Source organism: Bacteroides sp. 2201st1_D9_2201SCRN_220225, assembly GCF_040928965.1.
Classification (GTDB): Bacteria; Bacteroidota; Bacteroidia; order Bacteroidales; family Bacteroidaceae; genus Bacteroides; species Bacteroides stercoris.
On sequence record NZ_JBCODG010000061.1, the window covers coordinates 1 to 22,628 of the forward strand.

Below are 22,628 nucleotides of genomic sequence, written 5' to 3' on the forward strand. Positions count from 1 at the left end.
GATATGTTTTCTTTGTTTTTATTTTGTGGTTTATTTTCGCGAAGTATTTCAGCTTTTTCGCGAAGAACCTCATGTGATACTCCTGAAGCCGGTAACGGATGGGTATAGGGAGATTCCGGTCGGGAAGCCTTCTTTTTTTCGGATAAGACTGAAACGTTGGCTTCCATAGTGGATGCCCGCTCTTCCGGGACAGGATATGATGCGGGCACTGTTTCCTGCAAATTTTCCGGTGAATAAAGAAGAAGTTCTCCGGGAATGGCAGGCCTGCGGTGAATGGCTTTACAGATACCGGTATACAGTTCCTGTATGTATTTGCTGGTAAGGATTTGTTTCTCTTGCCAGAGCCTTTTGTCGAACAGTCCCAGGTCTGTACAATAATCGATGATGGCGGCAATACGGCACTCATCCATGCGGGAATAGTCCGCTATGTCGAACAGGCCGTCGGCATCCATCACCATGTAGCATCCTTCCACACGAAAGATCTCATTCACGATGAAATGAAAAACGCCCCAGCCTTCCATTCCGAATTTGTTCTTTAGCCGCTTGACTTTCGGATCATAAAAATGGTCGGTTTCAAATCTGAAATAGGTGAAACCTTTTTTTGCTGTTTTTGGCATAAGCTTATTTATTTAAAGTGGATAATAGTCTTATGAATCAACTGACCGCAAGCTCCAGCTCTTCGGATATGTTGGGAAGCTGGGAAAGCATGCAGCAGGTCTTTAGATAGTTCTGCTGTATGTCCTCCGAAGTAAGTACCCGGTACTTCCTGTACAGTCCGCCATTGAACAGGCCGACTTGTATGCAACCCTTCACAATCCGGGTAACATCTTCCAAAGAAGTATTCCAGTAGGAAGCGGTTTTCCGGGCTGTCTCCTCACACCAGGGAAGGAAATAGTCCCCTTGATGGAGAGCCTCGTTTACAAGATACCGGTAGATGCTGTATCCTCCGAAACCGTACTTACGCATGAGCCGTCTGATTTTCATGTCTGAAAATTGCGAAGTGCTTATCTCATAACAGGGACGTGTAGTGCACTTTCCTTGCAGCGTCTTGGAAAGGGAATGGTTTGTTCCGTCTGTAAAGCTTTGGGTATTCATATATGATAATGTATAATATTGTTGTGTTAAAGGATAGGTACATGAAAATCCGGATTCCGCCATAAACGGCGGAACCTGCTTATCGTGTCGAAAGAATATGGTATTTCTTCCGAATGAATTGCACGTAATTATGCACAGTCTTTTCGCAGACTTTTGGAAAGGCCGGATGATGTTCCTTCAAATAGTCATGGACACGACTGCTGGAAATGGAAGGAAAACAGTTGAGAAGGGATAAGACTTCCTGCTCATAGGCATGAAGTTTGCATGGACGTATGCTCCGGCATTTCTGGAAAAGTTCTTCTGAACTCAAATGCTGAAGATGTCTGACAGTATCACGAGAGATGCCAAGACGTTGCGCCGTCCTTGTTATGTTAAGACCTCGCGAACGGAGATCATGAACATTATTCCATAATGTGTACTTTTTTGTTAAATTTGCCGCATCCATAATCTATTAGATAGACTTCGTAACTGGGACATTCCAGATTACGAATGTTTGATGCAGCTAAGTTACCGCCCGCATGCTTTAGATAGCATAACATTTTTATAGAAAAGAGAACTAAATCAACCCACATTTCAAAAGAATCTGTATAAATTCAAAATCTTATCAGCTAAATCTCAATAAAACTTTGCTTTTACAAAAATTCTCCTCGGCTGATATTACTTATAATATATTATAATTGGTAATAAGTATCGTTAGCCATAATGATTGCATCTTCTAAAGTACCGCCATTTTGTTCTACAAATACGATAATGGCATCTATAAACTCGGTGAAAGAAGCAACATCTTCACCTGCTATTTTTTCATTATAATCTTCCTCGGTGAAGTCTAAACTTTCTATTAACTCAGTTTTCATATCTACTCAATGATTATTATAGTATCATTATTAATGCCTTTTTTTGCAAAAATAATATATTGCCATGACTTCTTAGCTATTATTTGCAAATAATATTTACCATTACAATATATTATAACAGGCGTATTTGTTATCGAGATTTTACCTCTGATAGCTGCAATATGAATATGATTCAACTCGTTACAGCTTATTCAATTCACTATTAATAATTGTCTATGTTTTTCTAAATCTTTTTTTTATCAAACCGATACCAACGATTAGATAAGTTTTTTTTATTTTGGTATTTCTTCTCTCTTCATAAAAGACAATTCTAATAATATTTTCAACCAAATTAATAATTAACTTCTATTTTCAAACAGGATATACACATTACTAAACGACACTCAGTGATAAGCTTATTATATTTGTAGCACTAAACCAAATACTTAATATGATGATATTCAAAAGTCATTTTTACATTTATGCTTTCCTATCCTCTATCATTATGTTGATTGGATGTACAGATAATGATATGCCCATAAAAGATAAAGAAGAAGAAAAACCACCTATCACAGATGAAGAAAACCCGTCCTTGCCGCCAAATGAAAATACAGAAGTAGCCCTATTCAATATTCTTAATCTAAACTATCCCGGATTGGGTACTGTTAAATCGCTGCATGAAGCTGGTGATGATACTACTGCTTTAAAAGAACTGTTAGCTTACTACAGAAACAGAAAAAACATAAAGAATCCCAATGTCACATCAGACCCTCCCAGTGATGTAGAGCGTGGTTATGCAGACTATGCCATAGATGAATATCGTTTCTATGTAAACGAAAATTATTTGGAAGATAAGATTTTGAAGAAGCCTTATTCACTACAAAACAGCGATAAAACAATAAATTGGAAATTTACACCTAAAGGTGCAGATAATGAATATCAAAAGCAATTACATCGCCACAATTGGATGCCGCTTCAAGGAAAATCCTATCAAGAGTCTCATGATGAGAAATATATGCTTTCATGGAAAGAAGTGTATACCGATTGGATTGCCAAGCACCCTCTACCCGAAGGTAGCCCTGACAAGTTCAAATGGTATCAACTTCAAGTATCCACACGTATTATGGGACAAACGGAGTTATTCGAATATTTTAAAAGTTCTCCTAACTTTACATCGGAATGGCTTTCTTTTTTCTTGATACATTTTGCGGAGCATGCCGATTATTTATCTCAATACAAATATGCCGGTGGAAATAATATCTTGTTAAGCCAAGCTGTAGCATTAGTGTTTGCAGGAACTTTATTTCCAGAGCTGAAGAATGCCTCGCAATGGCAAAAAACAGGTTGTGATATCATTAATGACCAAACTTCAAAGTTATTTTTGGATGATGGTATGACAAATGATTTGTCTTTGCATTATCATATAGGTATATTAGATGGACTATACGATCTCAAACGGCTGCTCCTTCAGAATGAAGTTCCGGAGAATTTGCTGTCGCCAAATCTAAATGAGGTACTTTTAAAAGCCGCCAAAGTAGTGATGCATTTCACCTACCCCAGTTATTTTACAAAAAACAGCAAAGATTGTACTCCTGCTTTCAATGATTCATGGGTTAAAACCCGAAGCGTGCTAAATAAAAACTTTAAGAAATATATGGAAATGTTTCCTGAAGATTCCGAGTTTGAATATATGTCCACGTATGGTAAAAGTGGCACTTGTCCGAGTACACAAATAAAAACATTCCCTTCTTCTGGTTTTTATGTACTACGTAGTGGTTGGGACCCGCAATCTACAGTGCTGATTCACAGTAATAATGTTTCTTTAAAATTGGGAGACTCAAGCCATAACCAACTTGATAACGGTACATTTGAGTTATATCGTAACGGACGTAACTTCTTTCCCGATTCCGGTGTTTGTGCATATATGGCAGAGGATAATGAGAAGGTTATGGAACTACGCAGATGGTTTCGTCAGACCAAAGCACATAACACAATGGTTTTAGGCAAAACCGCAGACCATGAAGAAACCGGAACGGAAAATATCAATAAAGCCGCCGGTACTTTATTATTATTTGAGGAAAAAGATGAATATCAACTTATTGTGATAGAAAATCAAGGATATAGCAACTTCAAGCATCGTCGATCCATCTTCTACGTCAAACAGCCACAGGATTTTTTTGTGCTGGTAGATGAAGGATTCGGGACTGCTACCGGATATGCAAAATTATATTTCCATCTTTGTGATGGAAAGTCTGTTGATAATGTTCTTCTGGATAAGGAAGAATTTGGTGCGCATACCACCTTTGATGATAGCAATAACCTGTTAATTCGTACATTCGGAGAGGCGAGCAGGAATCTTATCTTTAAAGAGTTTGATGGTCGGATATCCTACCAAACAGACAGGAAATATGAACACAGAAAGTCCTATGCAGTTGTCATGCGGAAACCGGACAATAATCCTGTACGATATATTACGGTACTATATCCTGTAGACTCAGTCACAGGTCCTGTAATCAAGGGACAGTTTGTCAATACAGGTAATGAAGATAAGGTATCTGTCAATGTTACAATTAACAAGAAACTATACAATTTAAGCTATAGCCTTAATAAAAGAAAGTAATCTTGTTTAAATCTTATAACAGAGATAATTATAGCCTCTCTACTTATAATCCCAGCGGTAGTTTACAGAGATACCAAAGCACAAACAAAGCAGTCCAGGCAATAAGAATAACCAATGAATACCTCCACGTATATTTAAGCAACGAACCATAGGTAGACTGCTTATCATATTGCTGCATATACGTCAGAACAAGCGGCATATAAAACATAAAAGGAGTAATCGCATTCGTTGCACTGTCACCGATACGATATGCACACAGTGCCATATCCGGAGAAATCCCCATACCCGCCAATACCGGAACGAAAATGAACGACATAAACGCCCACTTCGATGTGGAAGAAACCATAATGAGGTTAATAAGAGCAGTAAACAAGATAAATAATATCAATATCCACAAACTATCCGAACGAACGGGGGAAAGCACATTCGCTCCCATTATTGCGATACATTTATCCAAATGGGAATACTCAAAACAAGCAAACATCTGGGAAGCAAAAAAAGCGATTACGAAATAAACACCCAATAACCTCATCGGTTGGGTCAGCCCCTCTATCACATCACTGTCCGTACGATAACGTCCGGAAACGAATCCATACACCATTCCCATTAAACCTATCCCCAAAGATAACAAGAACAGAATACCAATAATAAACGGCGAACGGATCAATCCGCCATTAACACCTCTCAATATACCCCATGAAGAGAATGTAGCCCATAGAACAAACGCCGCATAGAGCAAGCCGACAATGACAGCTCCCCACAAAGCTCTCTGCTCCTTTCGAGACAGTTGCTTATAACCGCAGAAGGTATTACTCCCATTGTATTCTCCTAATCCCGGCAATAGTTTTCTACAAGTTATATGGTAAATAATGAATACCAACAAGAAAGTGGATACACAAAAGAAATAATAATTGCACAGAGGTCCGATCCGTCCACCCAACACATCCGTCATATCGGCAGCCTCCTGTGTTGTGGCAGCAAGCATAGGATCGAGTGTGCTTAAAAGGATATTGGCACTATAACCGCACGACACCGATACATAAGCAGCTATGATTCCGCCTATGGGATGTAATCCTACCGAATGGAATAACGTTGCAGCGATAGGCAGCAATATGATGTATCCGGCATCACCCACTACATTGGACAGTAGTCCCAGAACAATAACACTGAGTATGATACGCCACGGATTACGTACCCGTCTGCGTATGCCCTTGCGTATACACGCATCTATAAACCCGGAATGTTGTGCAACCCCTATCCCGAACATCGCCACGATAACCAGCCCCAACGGGGCAAAACCCGTAAAATTTGTTACTACATGACGCAGCAGCCATCGAATGCCTTCCGGGCTCAATAAACTCTGTACACGTATCTCTTCGCCTGTATGAGGCAGACGCACACTCAAACCGTAGACATCAAATATCCACGACAGAAAGATAACTCCCAGTGTCAGCAGGAAGAACATCGTTGCGGGATGGGGCATTCGCCATTTATTCCTCATAATTACTCGGTATTCGGAATTATTCCTCGTCCGCTTCCAGATTGTCAATATCAAGAATACGCAGTTCCAGTGCACGCACCACAAGGCGCGTAGCATTTACTCCCACTCGTTCGCACTCTCCAAAAAGGCGCCCTATCAAATCATTCTGCCGTTTCTCCAAAGATTTCACGCCAAACGGCATTCCTTTCAGGTTGGCAATCATTTCCTTTGTGTACCCCAAAGCAAGATGACGGAGAAAACGTTCGTCATATTCGTCTATGTCATAACTGATAACAGCTTCCTGCCGTTTCGTATCATTTCGGACGGAAGTTTTAAAACGTTCTACAATCTTTTCCAATATTGGATAATTGAAAACAAGTTTTTTCCCATCCATAACAGCTTGTACGTCTGTCTTGGTCAACAATTCTCCAGTCTTCAGAATAATACCATCAGCTCCCGCTTCAAGGACATCCACCCATAATTTTTCGTTTAAAATCTCTCCGGTGAATATCAACACATGTACATCCGGATAGCGCTTAAATATATTGCGGCAAATATCCACACCGATAGTAGTGGAGCCACCCAAACCCAAATCCAGTAAAACAAGGTCCGGCACACCGACTTCCATCAAACTCCAGAATTCTTGTTCCGTCATGGCGGTACCGATAACTTCCGCATCCGGTATTTCGTGACGGAATATCTCTTCCGTTCCTTTTAATTCCAGCTTTACGTCCTCTACAATAATGACTTTAAACTTCTTAGCTTCCATATTTCATATCTTTTCATCCTTACTTATTTTAATTTGCTCCGAGAAAAGCCTTTATCTTCCCAGCTGAATTCTCTTTAGATAACGAGGCAGCGTAAAGTATACGGCAAATCCCCCTTTCTCTGCAGGTTCTGCATTAATGCGGCATCCTCTTCTTCCGGCAAATTCGTCATGGTCGCGAATAATCTGTTTGCATAACAAGTACTCCGTACCACACAACTTTCCCTTTTCACCGGCCGTCATACGTGCCAGATTCGGGTAAAACAGTTGATTCAACTCTTCCCTTGTTTTCTCCCGCCGCATATCTGTAAAAAGAAAACGCACAAAATCATCTTCTACTGCACAAGTCAGGCGAATTTTTCCCGCAACCGGCACAGACAAAGCTTCATCAATCAAATTCTCCAACAAAAAATGCAATTGATTTACATCTCCGATAACCGATTCACTTACTGTTTCTATACTGAAAACAACAGAAGCTGCAACTCCCCTGCTCACCTTACGGAAATACTTCTCCGCAGCTTCCAACAGCTCGGGCACAGGAATCACCGTACGCCTGAAAGTAACCTCTTCCAACTGACGGGATGCACATTGGCTCAAAATGTAGAATACCCCTTTATAATACTCTATCAATTCGCTGATAGCCGCTACCGTTTCCCGCTCCTCTGTTTCCAACAGTTTACCGGAGCGAAGTTTGCCTATCAATTGCTTTATTCTATTTGGATAATAAATCGTTTCATGTTTGATGGTAGACAAACAGTTATCAAGCACCATATTCTGCACATGTAGCAAACTGTCCTCCCACGACGCACGACGTGCTTCATCCTGAGCAGTCTCAATATCCCGGTATTTCATTGCCAGCTTCACTACCGCATTGAATATCACAATAGCAATGTAACGGGCTATCAACTCCAGCAATAAACGGTCGGATTCCTGCTGCATCCTGCTTCTCACCAAACACAACACTCCTATACACTGAGTGGAGTTTCCGGCTTTCACAATGAGAGGCAATGCCTGCATTCCATTTTCCGACAGATACCTCTGTTCTTCAAAACAGCGTTGCATCAACTCTTCCCACACAAGTTTGTTCTCTGCTACTCCTTCCAGAGGATTCGACGCGTACTCCAACCTATGGGCAGCCTCGTTATAAACCGCAATGCTCAACCGCTCTATACTCAACAACTCATTAACCGCATCGAATGCATTATCTGCGATTTGTTGCGGAATATCTTTCAACATATCTTCTTCATGTTTTAGCATCTCCTCGTCTTCGGATGCAGATATTACAGATGCGGTAAACACCTGCTTGTTGATTTCCAATACTTGCTCCAAGTTCCAACGGTTTACCAATCTCCTGCGGAAATACAGAACATAATACCCCAAGCATAGCGTAACCAATAAAATAATCACCAACAAGATACTCACCGTCTTATTATTCGTAGAACGCTCCAGTTCGCGGCAGAAATCTTCCAAAGACTGGTCCTCACCCAGCAACTTGTACAAAGTAGTATAAGCAGCATTATTATAGCCATACTCATCCCACTGTTTCAAAGCAAGAAATGCAACCGCCGCCTCATTCCTAATGTCCAGAATCACATGAAAATCGGAATTAAACATCTCATTCCACCAGTCCAGCTCAGCAGGTATGTCATCCCCGACCAAAGTCATATAACGATGCGGTTCTTCGGCATACTTCCCGTAATGTTCATTCAGGCAAACCATTGCGGAGTCTATATATTGCAAAGCCAGCGCATATTCACCGTCTACATTACAGTAATAGGCTTCATTGGCATAATCGGAAGCCTTATTCAGTAAAAGTTCATATTCTGCCTGCAAGGCCAATGTCAGAGAGTCAGTAAGTGTTTCTTTCAGCACATCGTTATCAGCTGCCTTGCTGCAAGAAACCATACCTAAAGAAAACACAAGTAGTATCACGGTCAAAACCTTACGTACTCCTGCCGGCAGTCTGAAGTAGAAACGGCTCCCCTGCCCTAACGTACTCTTCACATTGAACAGGCACACATTAAAAACAGGATTCGTTTTCTTATATTTCTCAATAATGCCCTTACAATTCATTAAGCCGAAGCCGTTGCCCTTATTTTTCCGCAATGCCTCCCGGTCGGGTGCATCATTCATGCCGATAATTTTGGAATCATACACCTTCTCGCCTATGATATGGTTAACATCTTCCGGAGACAGACCGCATCCGTTATCCTCAACGGATATTTCCACAAAATCATTCTCCTGCCGGGCATAGATTCTCACCTTACCCCCCTTGGGAGTGTACTTACGTGCATTTTCTGCCAATGTATTTATCATAAAGAGAGTCAATGCCCTGTCTGCCTTCACACAAGCATCGGTAGGCTCTACTTCCAAATCCAGCTGTTTCATTTCAAAAGCCCGGCTCCCTTTCCTCAACAATTCAAAAAGCTCATTCAGTTCAAAAACTTCGATGCTCAGACTCAGTGTACCTTGCTTCATCTTAATCCACAAAGCCAGAATATCATTATACTCGTTAATGGTGGTAACAAGCTCATCAATATACTGATACTTTTCTTTTTTGATAGTTTCATCATGGATATATCCCATGCGTATCAGTTTATGCACCTCGTTCAGAATGCGGTCGATGTAAGGATGAATACCATCAACAATAGAAAGGCAAGCCTTCTTAATCAGATTCTGTCGTTTGTTTCCGGCAATATGCCGTTCATGAATATAGCGTTGTTTCTCCAGTCTGCGCTGTTCCTCGCCAAGGGAAATGGAAGTCATTCCGTTGTCTAACGCCCATTGGATATAAGGATTGATTACTTGCACCATAGCCTGTTCATCTTTCCTCATATGCCGTGCGAATATCAATTCCCTATTCTTGATACATACGTCTTCTGTTCCGAATAAGCATTTCATTTTGGGACGTACAGCCACCAGAATCGCATCCGTGATGTCTTTCTCGGTCTGTGCATCGGCGGGAATGGATACAGTTATCTCCTGACAAATATCCAGCATAGATTGCAAACGGTGCAGATGCAATCTGTTGCGCTGTTTAGAACGTTTATTAAAGAACCAGAAGAACACCACTACTACAATAAGCCCCGTAATCACACAGAAAAGCAACAGATTAAGCTGTCCCGCCTCTCTTTCCAATGCTTGATAACGACTTTCCAATTCCTTATCCTGACGGGTATCTTCCAGAATATCCAGATATATATTCCTGTTATAATCCGAATACTCTTTCATTTCCAGTCCGGCATAAGTGACACTCAACTGCTCACGTATCCTTGAAATCCATTCGGGAACGGTTTTTAATTTCTGCCGAATCCAGGATTTCTCCGCACATATCGTATCACGACGGTCGTAAGCCTTCAACCAATCCAGACTGTCGTGGCAATCGTAAAAACGGCGATGATGATCGTTTACACACTCTAAGGCACGTTTCAGAGTATCGAGTGCCTGCTCATATTCTCCATGCGCATTCAAATATTTCCCGATAGAAACGTATGCACCCGCAATTTGGTAAATGTCATTATACTGCCGGAATTTCTCCAAAGCCTGTTGTCCCAACCGCATAGGCAGTAAAGAATCCACCGGCTCGCCGAATTGTTTCAACGCATGCGTCCGTCGTCCTTGATAAAAATCATAATTATCCGGAGAAGCCATCAAATTAGCCAACCCCTGTATACCGTTTCCTTCAAAATACAGAAACCCTTTCCTGGAAGCTAATTTCCAAGTAGTGTAAAGTTCATCAAACTCCCTTAAACGACGCTCATCGGGCGTTTCTCCTTCGCACAAAGAAGCCGACCCTTTTATATAGTGATAATACAATAACTGATTTGTGTCTGTTGCCAACTCCTCATTCTCCGGCACCTCATTGATAGATGCCAAAGCTTCCGGCCGTTGCTGCAAATAATAGTAATATATGGCAGACACAATATAAAACTCCGACCGAGCATAGGCCAGCCGCATTCGCTCATGCCTGTCTACAAACAAATTGTTATCTTCTGCGATGCGTTTCATGCGGCGTACAGCACTATTGCGGTAATCATAGAACTCTTTGTTCAGTGCCGTCCGCTGATAAATTTTCATCAAGCCTATATCGGCAATCAGAAGTTCCAATTCATTCTTTGTCAGGCTGTACACTTCCTGATAGTATTTCTCCGCCTGTTCAAAGTCCATTCGCATAAAAGCGCAGAATCCCAGATTGTTACAAGCTTCCGCCTTTCCTTGCCTGTAAAGTTTCACTCCCCGGTAAGCCTTTGAAGCCGCATGACACGATGAGTCCAAATTTTTATAACGATAAGCATATGCCGCCTGATTTAAGGAGTCAATCAGATGCACCTCTTTTGTAGGAGCTGTACCCACGCACGAAACAAATGCCGTACCTATCAGGCATAGCATTCCTATTAATAATATAGATGAAAGGTATTTCACAAAGCAAAGCTACAAATAAATCCGGTAAAGAAAAATATTTTTTCTACAATAAGTCTTGTATTATGTAGCGGGAAATTCATACCTTTGCATGCAAATTAATAAATAGGTAATATCTATTACAAAATGAGCGAAAAAGCACCTTTTATGGTATTCTCAGGAACAAACTCGAGATACCTTGCAGAAAAAATCTGCGCCAGCCTTAATTGCCCTCTAGGAAAGATGAATATCACCCACTTTGCCGATGGTGAATTCGCTGTTTCTTATGAAGAGTCTATCCGTGGCGCAAATGTATTCCTGGTTCAATCCACTTTCCCTAATTCCGACAATTTGATGGAACTTCTGCTGATGGTTGATGCGGCCAAAAGAGCATCTGCCAAAAGTGTTATTGCAGTAATTCCTTATTTTGGTTGGGCACGTCAGGACAGAAAAGACAAACCGCGTGTATCCATCGGCGCCAAGTTGGTAGCTGACCTGCTTTCAGTTGCAGGCATCGACCGTTTGATTACTATGGACCTTCATGCTGACCAAATTCAAGGTTTCTTCAACATTCCGGTTGACCATTTGTATGCATCGGCAGTATTCCTTCCTTATATCGAATCATTAAAGTTGGATGACCTTGTTATTGCAACTCCCGACGTAGGCGGTTCAAAACGTGCCAGCACATTCTCCAAATACCTCGGTGTACCTTTGGTATTGTGCAACAAGACGCGCGAAAAGGCAAACGTTGTTGCCACCATGCAGATTATCGGTGACGTAAAAGACAAGAATGTAGTATTGGTAGATGATATAGTAGATACCGCAGGTACTATCACCAAAGCAGCCAACATCATGATGGAAGCCGGTGCTAAATCCGTACGTGCCATTGCCAGTCACTGTGTCATGTCCGATCCGGCATCATTCCGCGTACAGGAATCAGGCTTGACTGAAATGGTATTTACAGACAGCATTCCTTACTCCAAGAAATGCGATAAGGTTAAACAATTAAGCATTGCCGATATGTTTGCCGAAACTATCAGAAGAGTCGTAAGCAACGAATCTATCAGTTCTCAATATATTATTTGAAAATTGAGAATTAAGAAATAAAAATAAGGGCTGCGCAGTATTCGTTCAGAATCGCGCAGCCCTCTCTATTTTTTAGGGACATTTTACCGTATGTCCCTTTTCATTCCCTGATTTCAATTACTCAGCCTTCCCATTTTATAGGTTCCTTTCCGCACCAGCTTTCCATTTTTATCCGTTTCCACAAACGGACCGTCTTTCTTGCCTTGTTTGAAGAAACTTTCATAGCGGTTTCCGTTCTTATCTTCCTGCACGCCGCTCCCCTCTTCCAGACCATTTACAAAACCGCCTTTGTATTTTGTACCATCGGTAAGAATCAGAGTTCCCTGACCGTTGAATTTATTATCTTTCCATTCGCCTTCGTAGGAGTCACCGACGTTCCATTTGTAAACGCCATAGCCATTGCGCTGGTTGTCTTTCCATTGTCCGTCATATACAGCACCGTTCGCCCATGTAAACGTACCGTGTCCGTCCTGCATACCGTTCTTGAAGTTTCCTACATATTTATTGCCGCTGGCATGATAGTAAATACCTTCACCGGTACGTTCACCCTGCACATAAGAACCTTCGTAACGGTCGCCCGTATGAAAGAAGTAAATGCCCTTGCCATGCTGCATATCCTCTTTCCAATCACCCACATACTTATCGCCATTGGCATATTCAAACGTGCCTTTACCGTCACGCACATCATTCTTCCATTGACCGTCGTATTTGCAACCGTCATTCCAGACTAACGTGCCTTCACCGTTTTTCTTATCGTCTTTCCACGAACCGATGTATTTGGAACCGTTCTTCCAAATGTAAGTACCCTGACCTTCACGCTTGTCATTTATCCAATCGCCTTCATAAAGGTCTCCGTTATAGTAGTACATAGTACCTTTGCCATGCTGGTAATCCTGATACCACATACCGTCATAACGGTTATTATTCATAAAATAATAGATACCTCTGCCGTGCTGTTGGTCTTGAAACCACTGACCGTCATACTTTTCACCGTCGGGAAAAGTGTAAATGCCATACCCTTCACGCTTTCCTTTAACGTACTCGCCTTCATAGACATCGCCGTTTTTAAAAACCGTCTTTCCCTTTCCGTTGGGTTTGCGTCCTTTCATCTCACCGGTATATACGGAGCCGTCCTTAAACGTATGTGTCCCTATTTTTATTTCCGACGAGAAAGTTCCCTTTATTTTATCGAAGAAGCCGCCTTTTTCCTGGGCTGCGACACTGCCCTGTGACAAGTATAACAGAAAAATTGCAGTATATAGATATTTCATCTTGGATTACAAGTTACTTAATTAGGATTTTGACAAAGATACGATTAATCTGCCAAAACCACGAGGCGGTTCCCGCTTTTTATGACATTTTTTTGCCGGATATGACTTCTTTTAATTTCTCTTTGCACAAATGCTTTCCGGCAAGTTCGCGTATATCTTCAGGAGTAATATCTCTGACTGCGTTCAGAGCATCTTCAAAGTGTGTATCGCCAAAACCCGAAACCTGAACGAACATCCACGCATCTGCCAGTGAGAATGCCGATTCATAACTGCGGCACATTTCGCCCAGCATATAATTCTTTACCATTGCCAATTCTTCCTCCGGCACCAGATCATTCTGCAAGCAATCTATTTCATGGTAAACCTCCCGGATAAGAGGCTCCACAAACTCGTTTGCCGTTTCCGTATTGATAACCAGCATTTCCGGTCCCGGACAAGAAACGATGCCTGCAGAAATACCATAGGTATATCCCTTTTCTTCACGGATATTGGACATCAGACGGCTTCCGAAATATCCGCCAAACAGCGTTACCATCACTCTGGTCTTCAAATAATCGGGATGATGGCGTTCCAAAGAAAGCATCCCCATGCGAACCGCACTCTGCATGGCATCCGCATGTTCTACAAAAATTCGTTTATCCATGGAAGAAACCGGAATAAACTCCCGCCTTTCCGGTTTGCGGAAGTCTTTGCCGAACGCTTCCTTACCAAACATATCTTCTATCCGCCGTACACAATCATCGCCCACCTTTCCGGAAACGTAAATCGTGCAGTTCCGGGAATGATAATGCCGGTCGTAAAACTCTTTGAGTACAGCAGGATTTATCCTGCCATAATCCTCTTTCTGCACCAGTCGTCCGCAAGGATGCACCTCACCATATACAGCTTTCATCAGCGCCCGATGCGCCAGAAAATCCACTTTGGACGAGTTGACCATGAACTGCTGGATATTATTTTCTATTATAACACCCAGCTCCTTCTCCGGAAATACAGGCTCTTTTACGATGGACTCCAATATTTCCAACGTCTGTGGCAAATATTTGTTCAGCGAATAAAGAGTAATATACGCATATTCCGATGCGCTGGACAACTCCAGCCAGGCACCGTAATAGTCCAACTTCTCCGCTATTTCCCCCGCACTGTACCGAAGCGTCCCTTCGCGCAGCATACGGTTCGTAAACAAAGCCTGTAACGGTTGCGACTGTTGCCAACGCCCGCCTTCCATCAGCAGGTCTATGCGCACAACTTCATTATCGCCAGAATCAAGCACATTCAAAGACACACCATTGGGCATAGTGCACCGTTGGGGCATCTGTACGGCTAAGTGCTCAATGTCCCTCACCTTAGGCTGGATGGTCCTGTCCAAAATCATCCCCGAACCGATATTCATTGAGCGTTTCGTACTTGCAGGAAACGTTCCGCATGTTCCAAATCCTGCGGTGTATCAATACCGATTGTCTCCACTTCGGTAATACCGGCTTTAATGGTATAACCGTTTTCCAACCAGCGCAACTGCTCCAGCGACTCCGCCAGTTCAAGAGAAGACTGCGGCAGCGAGGTTATCTCTTTCAACACTTCCACCCGATAGGCATATAATCCGATATGCTTGTAATATGTATGGTTTTTCAGCCACTCCCGCTTCTCCGCATTACGTTGGTACGGAATGATAGAACGGCTGAAATAAAGAGCATTCATGTTCTTGTTGAGCACTACTTTGGGAGAGTTTACGTTCTCCAGTGCCTCAAAACCGTTATCTGCAGTAAAGGGTTTTACTAAAGTGGCAATCTGTGTGGACGGATCGTCAAAACAGGCCTTTACGGTCTCCAGTTGAGACGGCTGTATAAAAGGTTCATCGCCCTGAATGTTTACCACTACATCAAAGCCTTCCCCTACTTTGGTACAAGCCTCATAACAACGGTCTGTACCGCTTTTATGATGCACGGACGTCATTACAACTTTTCCGCCGAATGCTTTTACGGCAGCTTCAATGCGCTCGTCGTCGGTAGCTACATAAGCATCATCCAAAACACCGGCCACTTGTTCATATACCCGTTGAATAACGGTCTTTCCACCCAACAAAGCCAAAGGTTTGGCAGGAAAACGCGTAGATGCGTAACGGGCAGGAATTATTCCCAGGAATTTCATATCTTTAAAACTTAAATTACCACATTATTATAAAGAAACGTTTCAATGGCATTTGTCGCCTCAGACTTTCCATCATCCAATTCTTTCAGTCCGCGGATGATATAGTCCCGCTTTAAATCTTCGGGTTTATACACCCTGCTGTCACAAGACAGCAAGTCTATGTCAAGACGTACAATCTCCTGTTTCTTTTCTTCGGGAGTCCTTCCGGCTTCCCGTTCTATATCCTTCAAATGAAGTATGACTTCACCTGCATCAGAATCGGACGTGAAGCGCGCCACCTGATTGGCAAACAACGCCTGCCGCCGGAAAAACAACGGTTCTGTGTCCGCTTCTGCAGAAAAACGGATATTCGGAAAAAGTTCGGACAGCCTCTTGCGTGCCAACGCCAGATTCTCTTTCCTGTTCACGTTACTGCCGATGCAGATTGTGTACACCATTTCCCAATTCTTAATTAAACAAATCGTCCAGTCCCATTTCCGATGCCGGTTCCGCATCCGCATCCTCATATCCGCTGTCCTTGCAGGGGTCAAAACCTTCAGGCAGCTGGAACGTTTCGTTTTCATCATACCCCAAAGACTTGTCGCCAAGCACTTTTACCATATACTTAGCCCAGATAGGCAATGCCATGGAAGCGCCTTGTCCGTGCAACATCGTATCGAAGTGAATATCACGGTCTTCACCGCCCACCCAGCAGCCGGACACCAGCGAAGGCGTAAAGCCCATGAACCAGCCGTCGGCATTATAGTTGGTCGTACCAGTCTTGCCACCCATATCGGCTTTTACACCCAAACGGCGGACACGTCCGCCCGTACCTTCATTGACAACTGCACGCAGCATTACCAGCATTTTATAGGCACTGGATGCGCTGATTACTTCCTGCATTTCCGGCGAGAATGTAGCCAGCACATTACCATCGTTATCCTCAATACGGGTTACAAACAGCGGCGCAACACGAATACCCTTGTTCGGGAATGCGGTATAGGCGCTTACCATCTCTCCTACGGAGACTTCGCAAGGACCGAGACAGAGAGACACCGAAGGCACAATCTCACGGTTGCGCACACCGAAGCTGTGCACCAACCGCTTCAACTCATACGGGTTCAGTTTGCTCATCAGGTATGCTGTAATCCAATTGTCCGAATTGGCCAATCCCCACTTCACCGTCACCATGTCACCGTAACGTTTTTTATTGGCATTGCGCGGTGTCCAGGGTTTTCCGTTTTCGTCTATCAATGTATATTCCACATGACGAGCCTGGTCGCAAGGAGAAAAACCGTTCTCCATAGCCAGCGAATACACATACGGTTTCATGGTAGAACCGATTTGGCGACGTCCCACCATTGCCATGTCATATTTAAAGTAGTGATGGTTCGGGCCGCCTACATACGCTTTTACATGACCGTTACGCGGATCCATCGACATGAAGCCGGCACGCAGGAAGAACTTATAATAACGTATGGAATCCATCGGAGTCATTACAGTATCTTTCTCACCGCTCCAACTGAATACAGACATTTGTTCGGGCGTATCGAACGCTTTCCTGATTTCCGCTTCGGAAGCTCCGGCTCTCTTCATGATGCGGTAGCGGTCGGACAGTCTCATGGCACGGTCCAGAATCTCGTCTACCTGTTCTTGCGTCAAACGGAAAGTATAAGGCGCTTTCTTCGCACCTTTTTTCTCTTTGAAGAAGTACCCCTGCAATTCTTTCAGATGCTCGGTCACGGCATCCTCTGCATATTTCTGCATGCGGGAGTCTATTGTAGTATAGATTTTCAACCCGTCCGTATAAAGATTATATTTGCTTCCATCCTTCTTCGTATTCTTTTCGCACCAGCCGAACAGAGGGTTTGTTTCCCAGTCGAGCGAATCCTCGTAATACTTCTGCATCTGCCAGCCGCGATAGTCCGATTTATCGGGCTTCTTGGCATTTAGCACACCACGCAGGTATTCACGGAAATACGTTGCAAGACCTTCGTTATGGTCTACGCGATGATAGGACAGCTTCAATGGCAATGCCTGCAACGAATCCCGTTCCTCAACGGTGATATATCCGGCCTTGCGCATCTGGTCGAGCACCACATTGCGGCGTCCGCGCGAACGTTCGTTATAGCGTACCGGATTATAAAGGGAAGGATTCTTGCACATACCCACCAGTGTGGCGGCTTCCTCAATTTTCAAATCCTTCGGTTCGCAACCGAAATAGGTATAGGCGGCAGTCTTTATACCCACCGCATTATTCAGGAAGTCGAACTTATTGAGATACATCGTAAGAATTTCCTCTTTGGTATAATAGCGTTCCAGCTTTACGGCTATAACCCACTCAATGGGCTTCTGGAACAGACGTTCCACTATGTTGTCGGCGCTTGGCGAATAAAGTTGCTTGGAAAGCTGCTGGCTGATTGTACTGCCGCCGCCCGCATTCTTCTGCATCAGAATACCACGCTTCACCACGGCACGGAACAGCGCGATGGCATCAATCCCCGAATGTTCGGCAAAGCGCACGTCTTCCGTTGCAATCAGCGCATTGATAATATGGGGCGACAAATCATTGTATCCCACAAACACGCGGTTCTCCTTGCTATAAGAATAAGTTCCCAGAACTTTCCCGTCTTCCGAGAATATTTCCGTTGCAAATTTATAATTGGGATTTTCCAAATCTTCCACAGGAGGCATATAGCCAATCCAACCTTTTGCTATCGAGAAGAAAATAACAACGCATGTCAATGTTATCAGCGCGATGAAAATCCAAAGGACTTTTACGACTTTCTTTATCATGTCCGGTTCCTAAAATTCGTTGGTTCAATATTCAATAATGGGGCAAAGATACGGAAATATATCAAAACAACTCTCACAATTTTAATAGAAAACTCTAAATACCCCAAAAACGGCAGAAGCTCCGGAAACCTGCAAAAGCACAGGTCTCCGGAGCTTCCTAACTCATTGCGGACTTTGACAGTCAGCGAAGAGACATTATTTCCCTCGCCAGCTTATCCGTCAGCCTCACATTTCCTATCCATTTTCCGAAAGTCTCCAGATTATGCAAATCCGTCCCTACCATGTCGTACATACCTTTTTCCAGCAATGTTTCAGCATTTTTCATCACCTGTTTTCCATAATAACCGGAAAGCGAAAGCAAGTTCAGCTGCAACAGATAGCCCTTGTCCTTCAATTCGCAATAATCACCGTACCTCATATAAAGATAACGTTCGGGATGCGCAATCACCGGCGTATATCCGGCGAGCGATACATTATACAACAGTTCGTCCAGATTGTTTGGTGGAGAAAAATAAGATGTCTCTACCAATACACAATCCTCACACAAAGGCTGCAATCCCTTCTCCAGCCTCTCCCTGAAGCCGGAGTCCAACATATATTCAGCCCCCAGTTCAAGCACGGTTTCTCCGGTATAGCGCTTGCACAATGTATCGAAAGCCTGCAACACATCTTCCCAGTGTTCCACACCATTCATCACATGAGGCGTCAGCCTCACCTTCTTCACTCCGAGCGATTCGAAGTACGCCAACACTGTCAAGGATTCCTCTATCGTCCTTATGCCGTCGTCCACACCCGGAAGGATATGGCTGTGACTATCCACAAAATCCCTGAAGAAACCGGTATCCGCCAACTTTGTTTTATGTCGTAAGAAAAACATACCCATAGCGTTTAAATTCCAAATATCCTTTTGTACAGCGGCTTCTTGTTCTTCCGGTTTTCATCGTTCCCGTAATTACCGTAACCATACCCGTAGCCATACCCATAGCCTGTCTTTACATAATCTATTCCGTTCAGCAGAATACTCATATTCTTCATCTTTCCCGAATCATACAGTTCCTGCAACTCCGGTAACATCCGCTTGTCGAACAAGCCCGAGCGGACTACATAAACCGTCTGATCCGCCAACCGTCCGCACAACTGTGTATCCACCACAACACCATAAGGCGGGTTATCCAATAAGATATAATCATAGTTCTTTTTCAGCTCCTCCAGCAGCCGGTCGAGTCTGCCGCTCTTCAGCAATTCCGCAGGATTGGGCGGCAGCGCTCCCGATGTAATGATATGCAGCCGGTTATCATCTCCACACACCTGCACCAGTTCTTTCACATCATCCACCTTGCCGCTCAGGTAGTTCGATACACCGGTCTTTTTCATACCTATCCCTACGCTTTTGCTCAAAGAGCCCTTCCGCAGGTCAAGGTCAAGAATCACTACCTTTACATTCGCCAGCGCCATGCTCATGCCCAGATTAAGCGTAATAAAGGTTTTTCCGGAGTCAGGATTTGCCGAAGTCACCAGCACTACCTTTCCCACCGTTTTCTTTTCCGTATCCATAAAGTCCAGATTATCGCGCACTATCTTGAAGGCCTCACAAATGCTTTCCCTGCTACCTTCCTGTACCACGATATCTTTCTCATGCTTATTCTTTTCAAGCGGCACTTCTCCCAAGAAAGGAATGTTCACACCCGCTTTCAGTTCTTTCTTCGTATGCACGCTGGTATTGAGCAGCGAGCGGATATAAATCCACAAGGCAGGCAGCATAATCCCCGCCAGCAAAGCAATCAGCGCTACCTGCGCCTTCTTGGGTGCTACCGGCAAGTCCACACCTTCTGCCGGATCTATGATGCGGCAATTGCTCTCCGTAATGGAAAGCTGGAGTTCATTCTCCTCTTTTTTATTCAACAGAAACAGATACAGTTCTTCCTTTATCTTCTGTTGCCGTTCTATGCTTACCACATACTTCAACTGAGTAGGCACGAATGCTATCTTATTGCTGTTCTCCCGCTCCTTGTTCTTCATATTCGCCACCTGTATCTCCAGACTTGCTATCAGGTTATCCACAGCTTTTTCGATAGACAGGCGCATGGACATCAGCGTACCGTTCAGGTCACGCACGAGCGGATTATTGGCACTACTGTTGGCTATCAGCTTGTTCCTGCGCGTCAGCACCGTGTTGTACTCCATAATCAGGTTCTGCACTCCCATATCATCTATCCCGATACTTGCAGGGACAGGCTCTGTCGTCTTCGAGTTATCCTGCAAGTATTCCTTCATATATTGCGCCATATTAAGCTGATTTTCCACGCTTAACCCTTCCGTATCAAGCATGCTCGAACTTTGCAGATACAAGGCACTTTCCGAAGCAATATCCGTCAGTCTGTTCTTTTTCTTATAATTCTCAATTTCCGCATCCACGGCAGCCAGGTCGGCTTCGATTATCTCCAACCGCTCGCCGATAAATCTGGCGGTATTTATCACAATCCTGTTTTTATCCTCGATGGCATCGTTCTTATAAACCTCAATCAGTGTATTCAGTAAATCTTCCGCCCGCTGCACATTCTCGTCCTCGATGCTCAGGGCTATCAGTGACGACTGCTTGTTTGCCACCCCTACATTCAAAGCCTTGTTATATGACTCCGCTACTTCTTTCATATTTCCCTTCGTCACGTAGACCGTCTTGCCTATGCTGTTTTCGTCCGTAAACAGTGTCGATGCCACCACCATTTTTCCCACCGGAGTATTCACCGTATCTCCCGGCTGCACGGTCAGGATTTCGTCAAATTCCTCTTCTTCCTCTTCATTTTGCAGGGTCATATCCGCCAGCGTCACCTTTCCATTGTCCGACATCGTAACAGTAAGGCTTATCTGTTGTGAAGGAGTTGCATCAAGGAAGGTAACGGCAAACGGCGTGGACGTATAGAGTTCCTTCTTTCTCAGCCCGTCCCACTCCTTGTAACTTATATCCAGATGCAGTGTTTCGACTACCGTCCGCATCAGCCGCTTACTTTTAAAGATACCCACTTCGTTATCTACCGTGCTACCGCCTAACGAAAACAAATCCTGAAAAGCAGCCGCACCATTGACACCTCCGCCTTTTTGCTCATCCTTCACCAATACCGTGGCGGTACGCAAAAATATCTTCGGAGAACTTTTCAGATACAGAAAACCAATCAGGACACACACCGCTACGGAGAGGATAAACCATTTCCGGTTGCGATACACTGCCGACAGCATATCGGCAATCACCGTGCCCTCCTGCCGGCGGCTGTCATTAAAATCTATGAAGTCCAAATCTTCAAACCTGTCTTTTCCCATAAACTTTTTCTTTACTGTTTTTTATTTGAATATAAGCACGGCCAAGGATACCATTACCGATAGTATGGAAGCAAACGTACCTATGGTTCTGTTTTGGTTTATCTCCCGTTGTCCTGCCTTTACCTTATTGGGTTCTACGTACACTACGTCATTCTGTTGCAGATAATAATAAGGAGACGACAATAAATCTTTGTTCCGCAAGTCCAGCGAAACCACTACCCGCTCTCCGTTTTCTTCCCGGACAACCTTTATATTCTCGCGCTGCCCGTAAATGGTCAGGTCGCCAGCAAGGCTCAATGCGTCCAGCAAGGTGATGCGGTCGCTGGTTATCTCGAATGTTCCCGGCCGGTTCACCTCCCCCAATACCGATACTTTGAAGTTCAGGAACTGGATAGTTACGATGGGATCTTTTACCAGTCCCTTTTCTATCAACTGGCTTTTGATATATTTTGTCAGTTCTGCACGTGTCATTCCCTGTACTTTGATAACTCCCAACTGCGGAAAGTCGATATTTCCCTCTTTGTCCACCAGATACCCCAATACCCGGTTCTGTCCTCCTGCATATCCTGTATTGCTGTTAGCTATCTGATAACTTACCATCGGCAGATTGAACATCTGTGCCAGTTCGGGGTCTTTACTGTTCACCATAATGGAAAGCAAATCATCCGGATGAATCCTGAGGTCATAATCCTGGGTTATCTTTTGCCGATAGTCATCCGGCACATCTTGCAGGTACGAAATCTGTTTTTGCGACGCACAACCCGCCAGGACACATAGTACAAAGGCTATGTATCCATACTTCTTCATGTTCTTTATCATATTATTTTATCGATTGTTTTTTTAG

Annotated in this window: 16 protein-coding genes; 2 read left to right on the forward strand and 14 right to left on the reverse strand. The window is 43.7% G+C overall.

The window, feature by feature from the left end; genetic code table 11:
* The 3 genes from AB5903_RS16865 to AB5903_RS16875 form a co-directional block, all read right to left on the reverse strand.
* Positions 1 to 617: DUF4373 domain-containing protein (locus AB5903_RS16865; protein WP_368118052.1), on the reverse strand; the 617-nt coding region annotated here is incomplete at its 3' end.
* Between the two features lie 37 nt (positions 618 to 654).
* Positions 655 to 1,095, reverse strand: a complete 441-nt coding sequence (locus AB5903_RS16870) for a DUF4373 domain-containing protein (RefSeq protein ID WP_034536058.1) — start codon at positions 1,093 to 1,095, stop codon at positions 655 to 657.
* Between the two features lie 671 nt (positions 1,096 to 1,766).
* Complete coding sequence (locus AB5903_RS16875) at positions 1,767 to 1,949, reverse strand: hypothetical protein (protein ID WP_195658078.1); 183 nt, start codon at positions 1,947 to 1,949, stop codon at positions 1,767 to 1,769.
* A gap of 430 nt (positions 1,950 to 2,379) precedes the next feature.
* Here AB5903_RS16875 and hepC point away from each other — a divergent pair, with 430 nt between their 5' ends.
* Positions 2,380 to 4,548, forward strand: a complete 2,169-nt coding sequence (hepC, locus tag AB5903_RS16880) for a heparin-sulfate lyase HepC (RefSeq protein WP_195658077.1) — start codon at positions 2,380 to 2,382, stop codon at positions 4,546 to 4,548.
* Between the two features lie 43 nt (positions 4,549 to 4,591).
* On the opposite strand, the gene AB5903_RS16885 is transcribed toward hepC, so the two are convergent.
* From AB5903_RS16885 to AB5903_RS16895, 3 genes are read right to left on the reverse strand one after another with little or no spacing between them, the layout of a single operon-like run.
* Positions 4,592 to 6,049, reverse strand: a complete 1,458-nt coding sequence (locus AB5903_RS16885) for an AbgT family transporter (RefSeq protein ID WP_117741899.1) — start codon at positions 6,047 to 6,049, stop codon at positions 4,592 to 4,594.
* 19 nt (positions 6,050 to 6,068) lie between these two features.
* On the reverse strand, positions 6,069 to 6,797 hold the full coding sequence (locus AB5903_RS16890; protein WP_060384920.1) for a DUF5932 domain-containing protein: 729 nt from the start codon (positions 6,795 to 6,797) through the stop codon (positions 6,069 to 6,071).
* A gap of 51 nt (positions 6,798 to 6,848) precedes the next feature.
* Positions 6,849 to 11,183 carry a DUF5113 domain-containing protein gene (locus tag AB5903_RS16895; protein WP_195658076.1) on the reverse strand — a complete coding sequence of 1,445 codons (4,335 nt, stop codon included), beginning with the start codon at positions 11,181 to 11,183 and terminating at the stop codon, positions 6,849 to 6,851.
* 156 nt (positions 11,184 to 11,339) lie between these two features.
* On the opposite strand from AB5903_RS16895, the gene AB5903_RS16900 reads away from it, so the two are divergent.
* Positions 11,340 to 12,278 (forward strand): ribose-phosphate pyrophosphokinase, encoded by a 939-nt coding sequence (locus tag AB5903_RS16900; protein ID WP_005654019.1) that lies wholly within the window; start codon positions 11,340 to 11,342, stop codon positions 12,276 to 12,278.
* A gap of 113 nt (positions 12,279 to 12,391) precedes the next feature.
* On the opposite strand, the gene AB5903_RS16905 is transcribed toward AB5903_RS16900, so the two are convergent.
* The 8 genes from AB5903_RS16905 to AB5903_RS16940 all read right to left on the reverse strand — a co-directional run bounded on the left by AB5903_RS16905 (position 12,392) and on the right by AB5903_RS16940 (position 22,603).
* A complete protein-coding gene (locus AB5903_RS16905; protein ID WP_368118053.1) occupies positions 12,392 to 13,549 on the reverse strand; it encodes a phosphatidylinositol-4-phosphate 5-kinase in 1,158 nt (385 codons plus the stop codon).
* 79 nt (positions 13,550 to 13,628) lie between these two features.
* Positions 13,629 to 14,939, reverse strand: a complete 1,311-nt coding sequence (locus tag AB5903_RS16910) for a pitrilysin family protein (RefSeq protein ID WP_195658075.1) — start codon at positions 14,937 to 14,939, stop codon at positions 13,629 to 13,631.
* The gene (kdsB, locus tag AB5903_RS16915) at positions 14,936 to 15,694 is read right to left on the reverse strand and encodes a 3-deoxy-manno-octulosonate cytidylyltransferase (protein WP_195658074.1); all 759 of its coding nucleotides are present in this window, start codon (positions 15,692 to 15,694) and stop codon (positions 14,936 to 14,938) included. Before kdsB ends, AB5903_RS16910 begins: the two co-directional genes overlap by 4 nt.
* A gap of 11 nt (positions 15,695 to 15,705) precedes the next feature.
* Positions 15,706 to 16,131 carry a 2-amino-4-hydroxy-6-hydroxymethyldihydropteridine diphosphokinase gene (locus AB5903_RS16920; RefSeq protein WP_195658073.1) on the reverse strand — a complete coding sequence of 142 codons (426 nt, stop codon included), beginning with the start codon at positions 16,129 to 16,131 and terminating at the stop codon, positions 15,706 to 15,708.
* Between the two features lie 10 nt (positions 16,132 to 16,141).
* On the reverse strand, positions 16,142 to 18,469 hold the full coding sequence (locus tag AB5903_RS16925) for a transglycosylase domain-containing protein (RefSeq protein ID WP_016662691.1): 2,328 nt from the start codon (positions 18,467 to 18,469) through the stop codon (positions 16,142 to 16,144).
* Positions 18,470 to 18,650: 181 nt separating this feature from the next.
* Complete coding sequence (locus AB5903_RS16930) at positions 18,651 to 19,346, reverse strand: tyrosine-protein phosphatase (protein WP_195658072.1); 696 nt, start codon at positions 19,344 to 19,346, stop codon at positions 18,651 to 18,653.
* Positions 19,347 to 19,357: 11 nt separating this feature from the next.
* Entirely contained in the window at positions 19,358 to 21,784 is a 2,427-nt protein-coding gene (locus AB5903_RS16935; RefSeq protein ID WP_272709835.1) for a tyrosine-protein kinase, read from the reverse strand.
* 21 nt (positions 21,785 to 21,805) lie between these two features.
* A complete protein-coding gene (locus AB5903_RS16940; RefSeq protein ID WP_005654008.1) occupies positions 21,806 to 22,603 on the reverse strand; it encodes a polysaccharide biosynthesis/export family protein in 798 nt (265 codons plus the stop codon).
* Between the last annotated feature and the right edge of the window lie 25 nt (positions 22,604 to 22,628).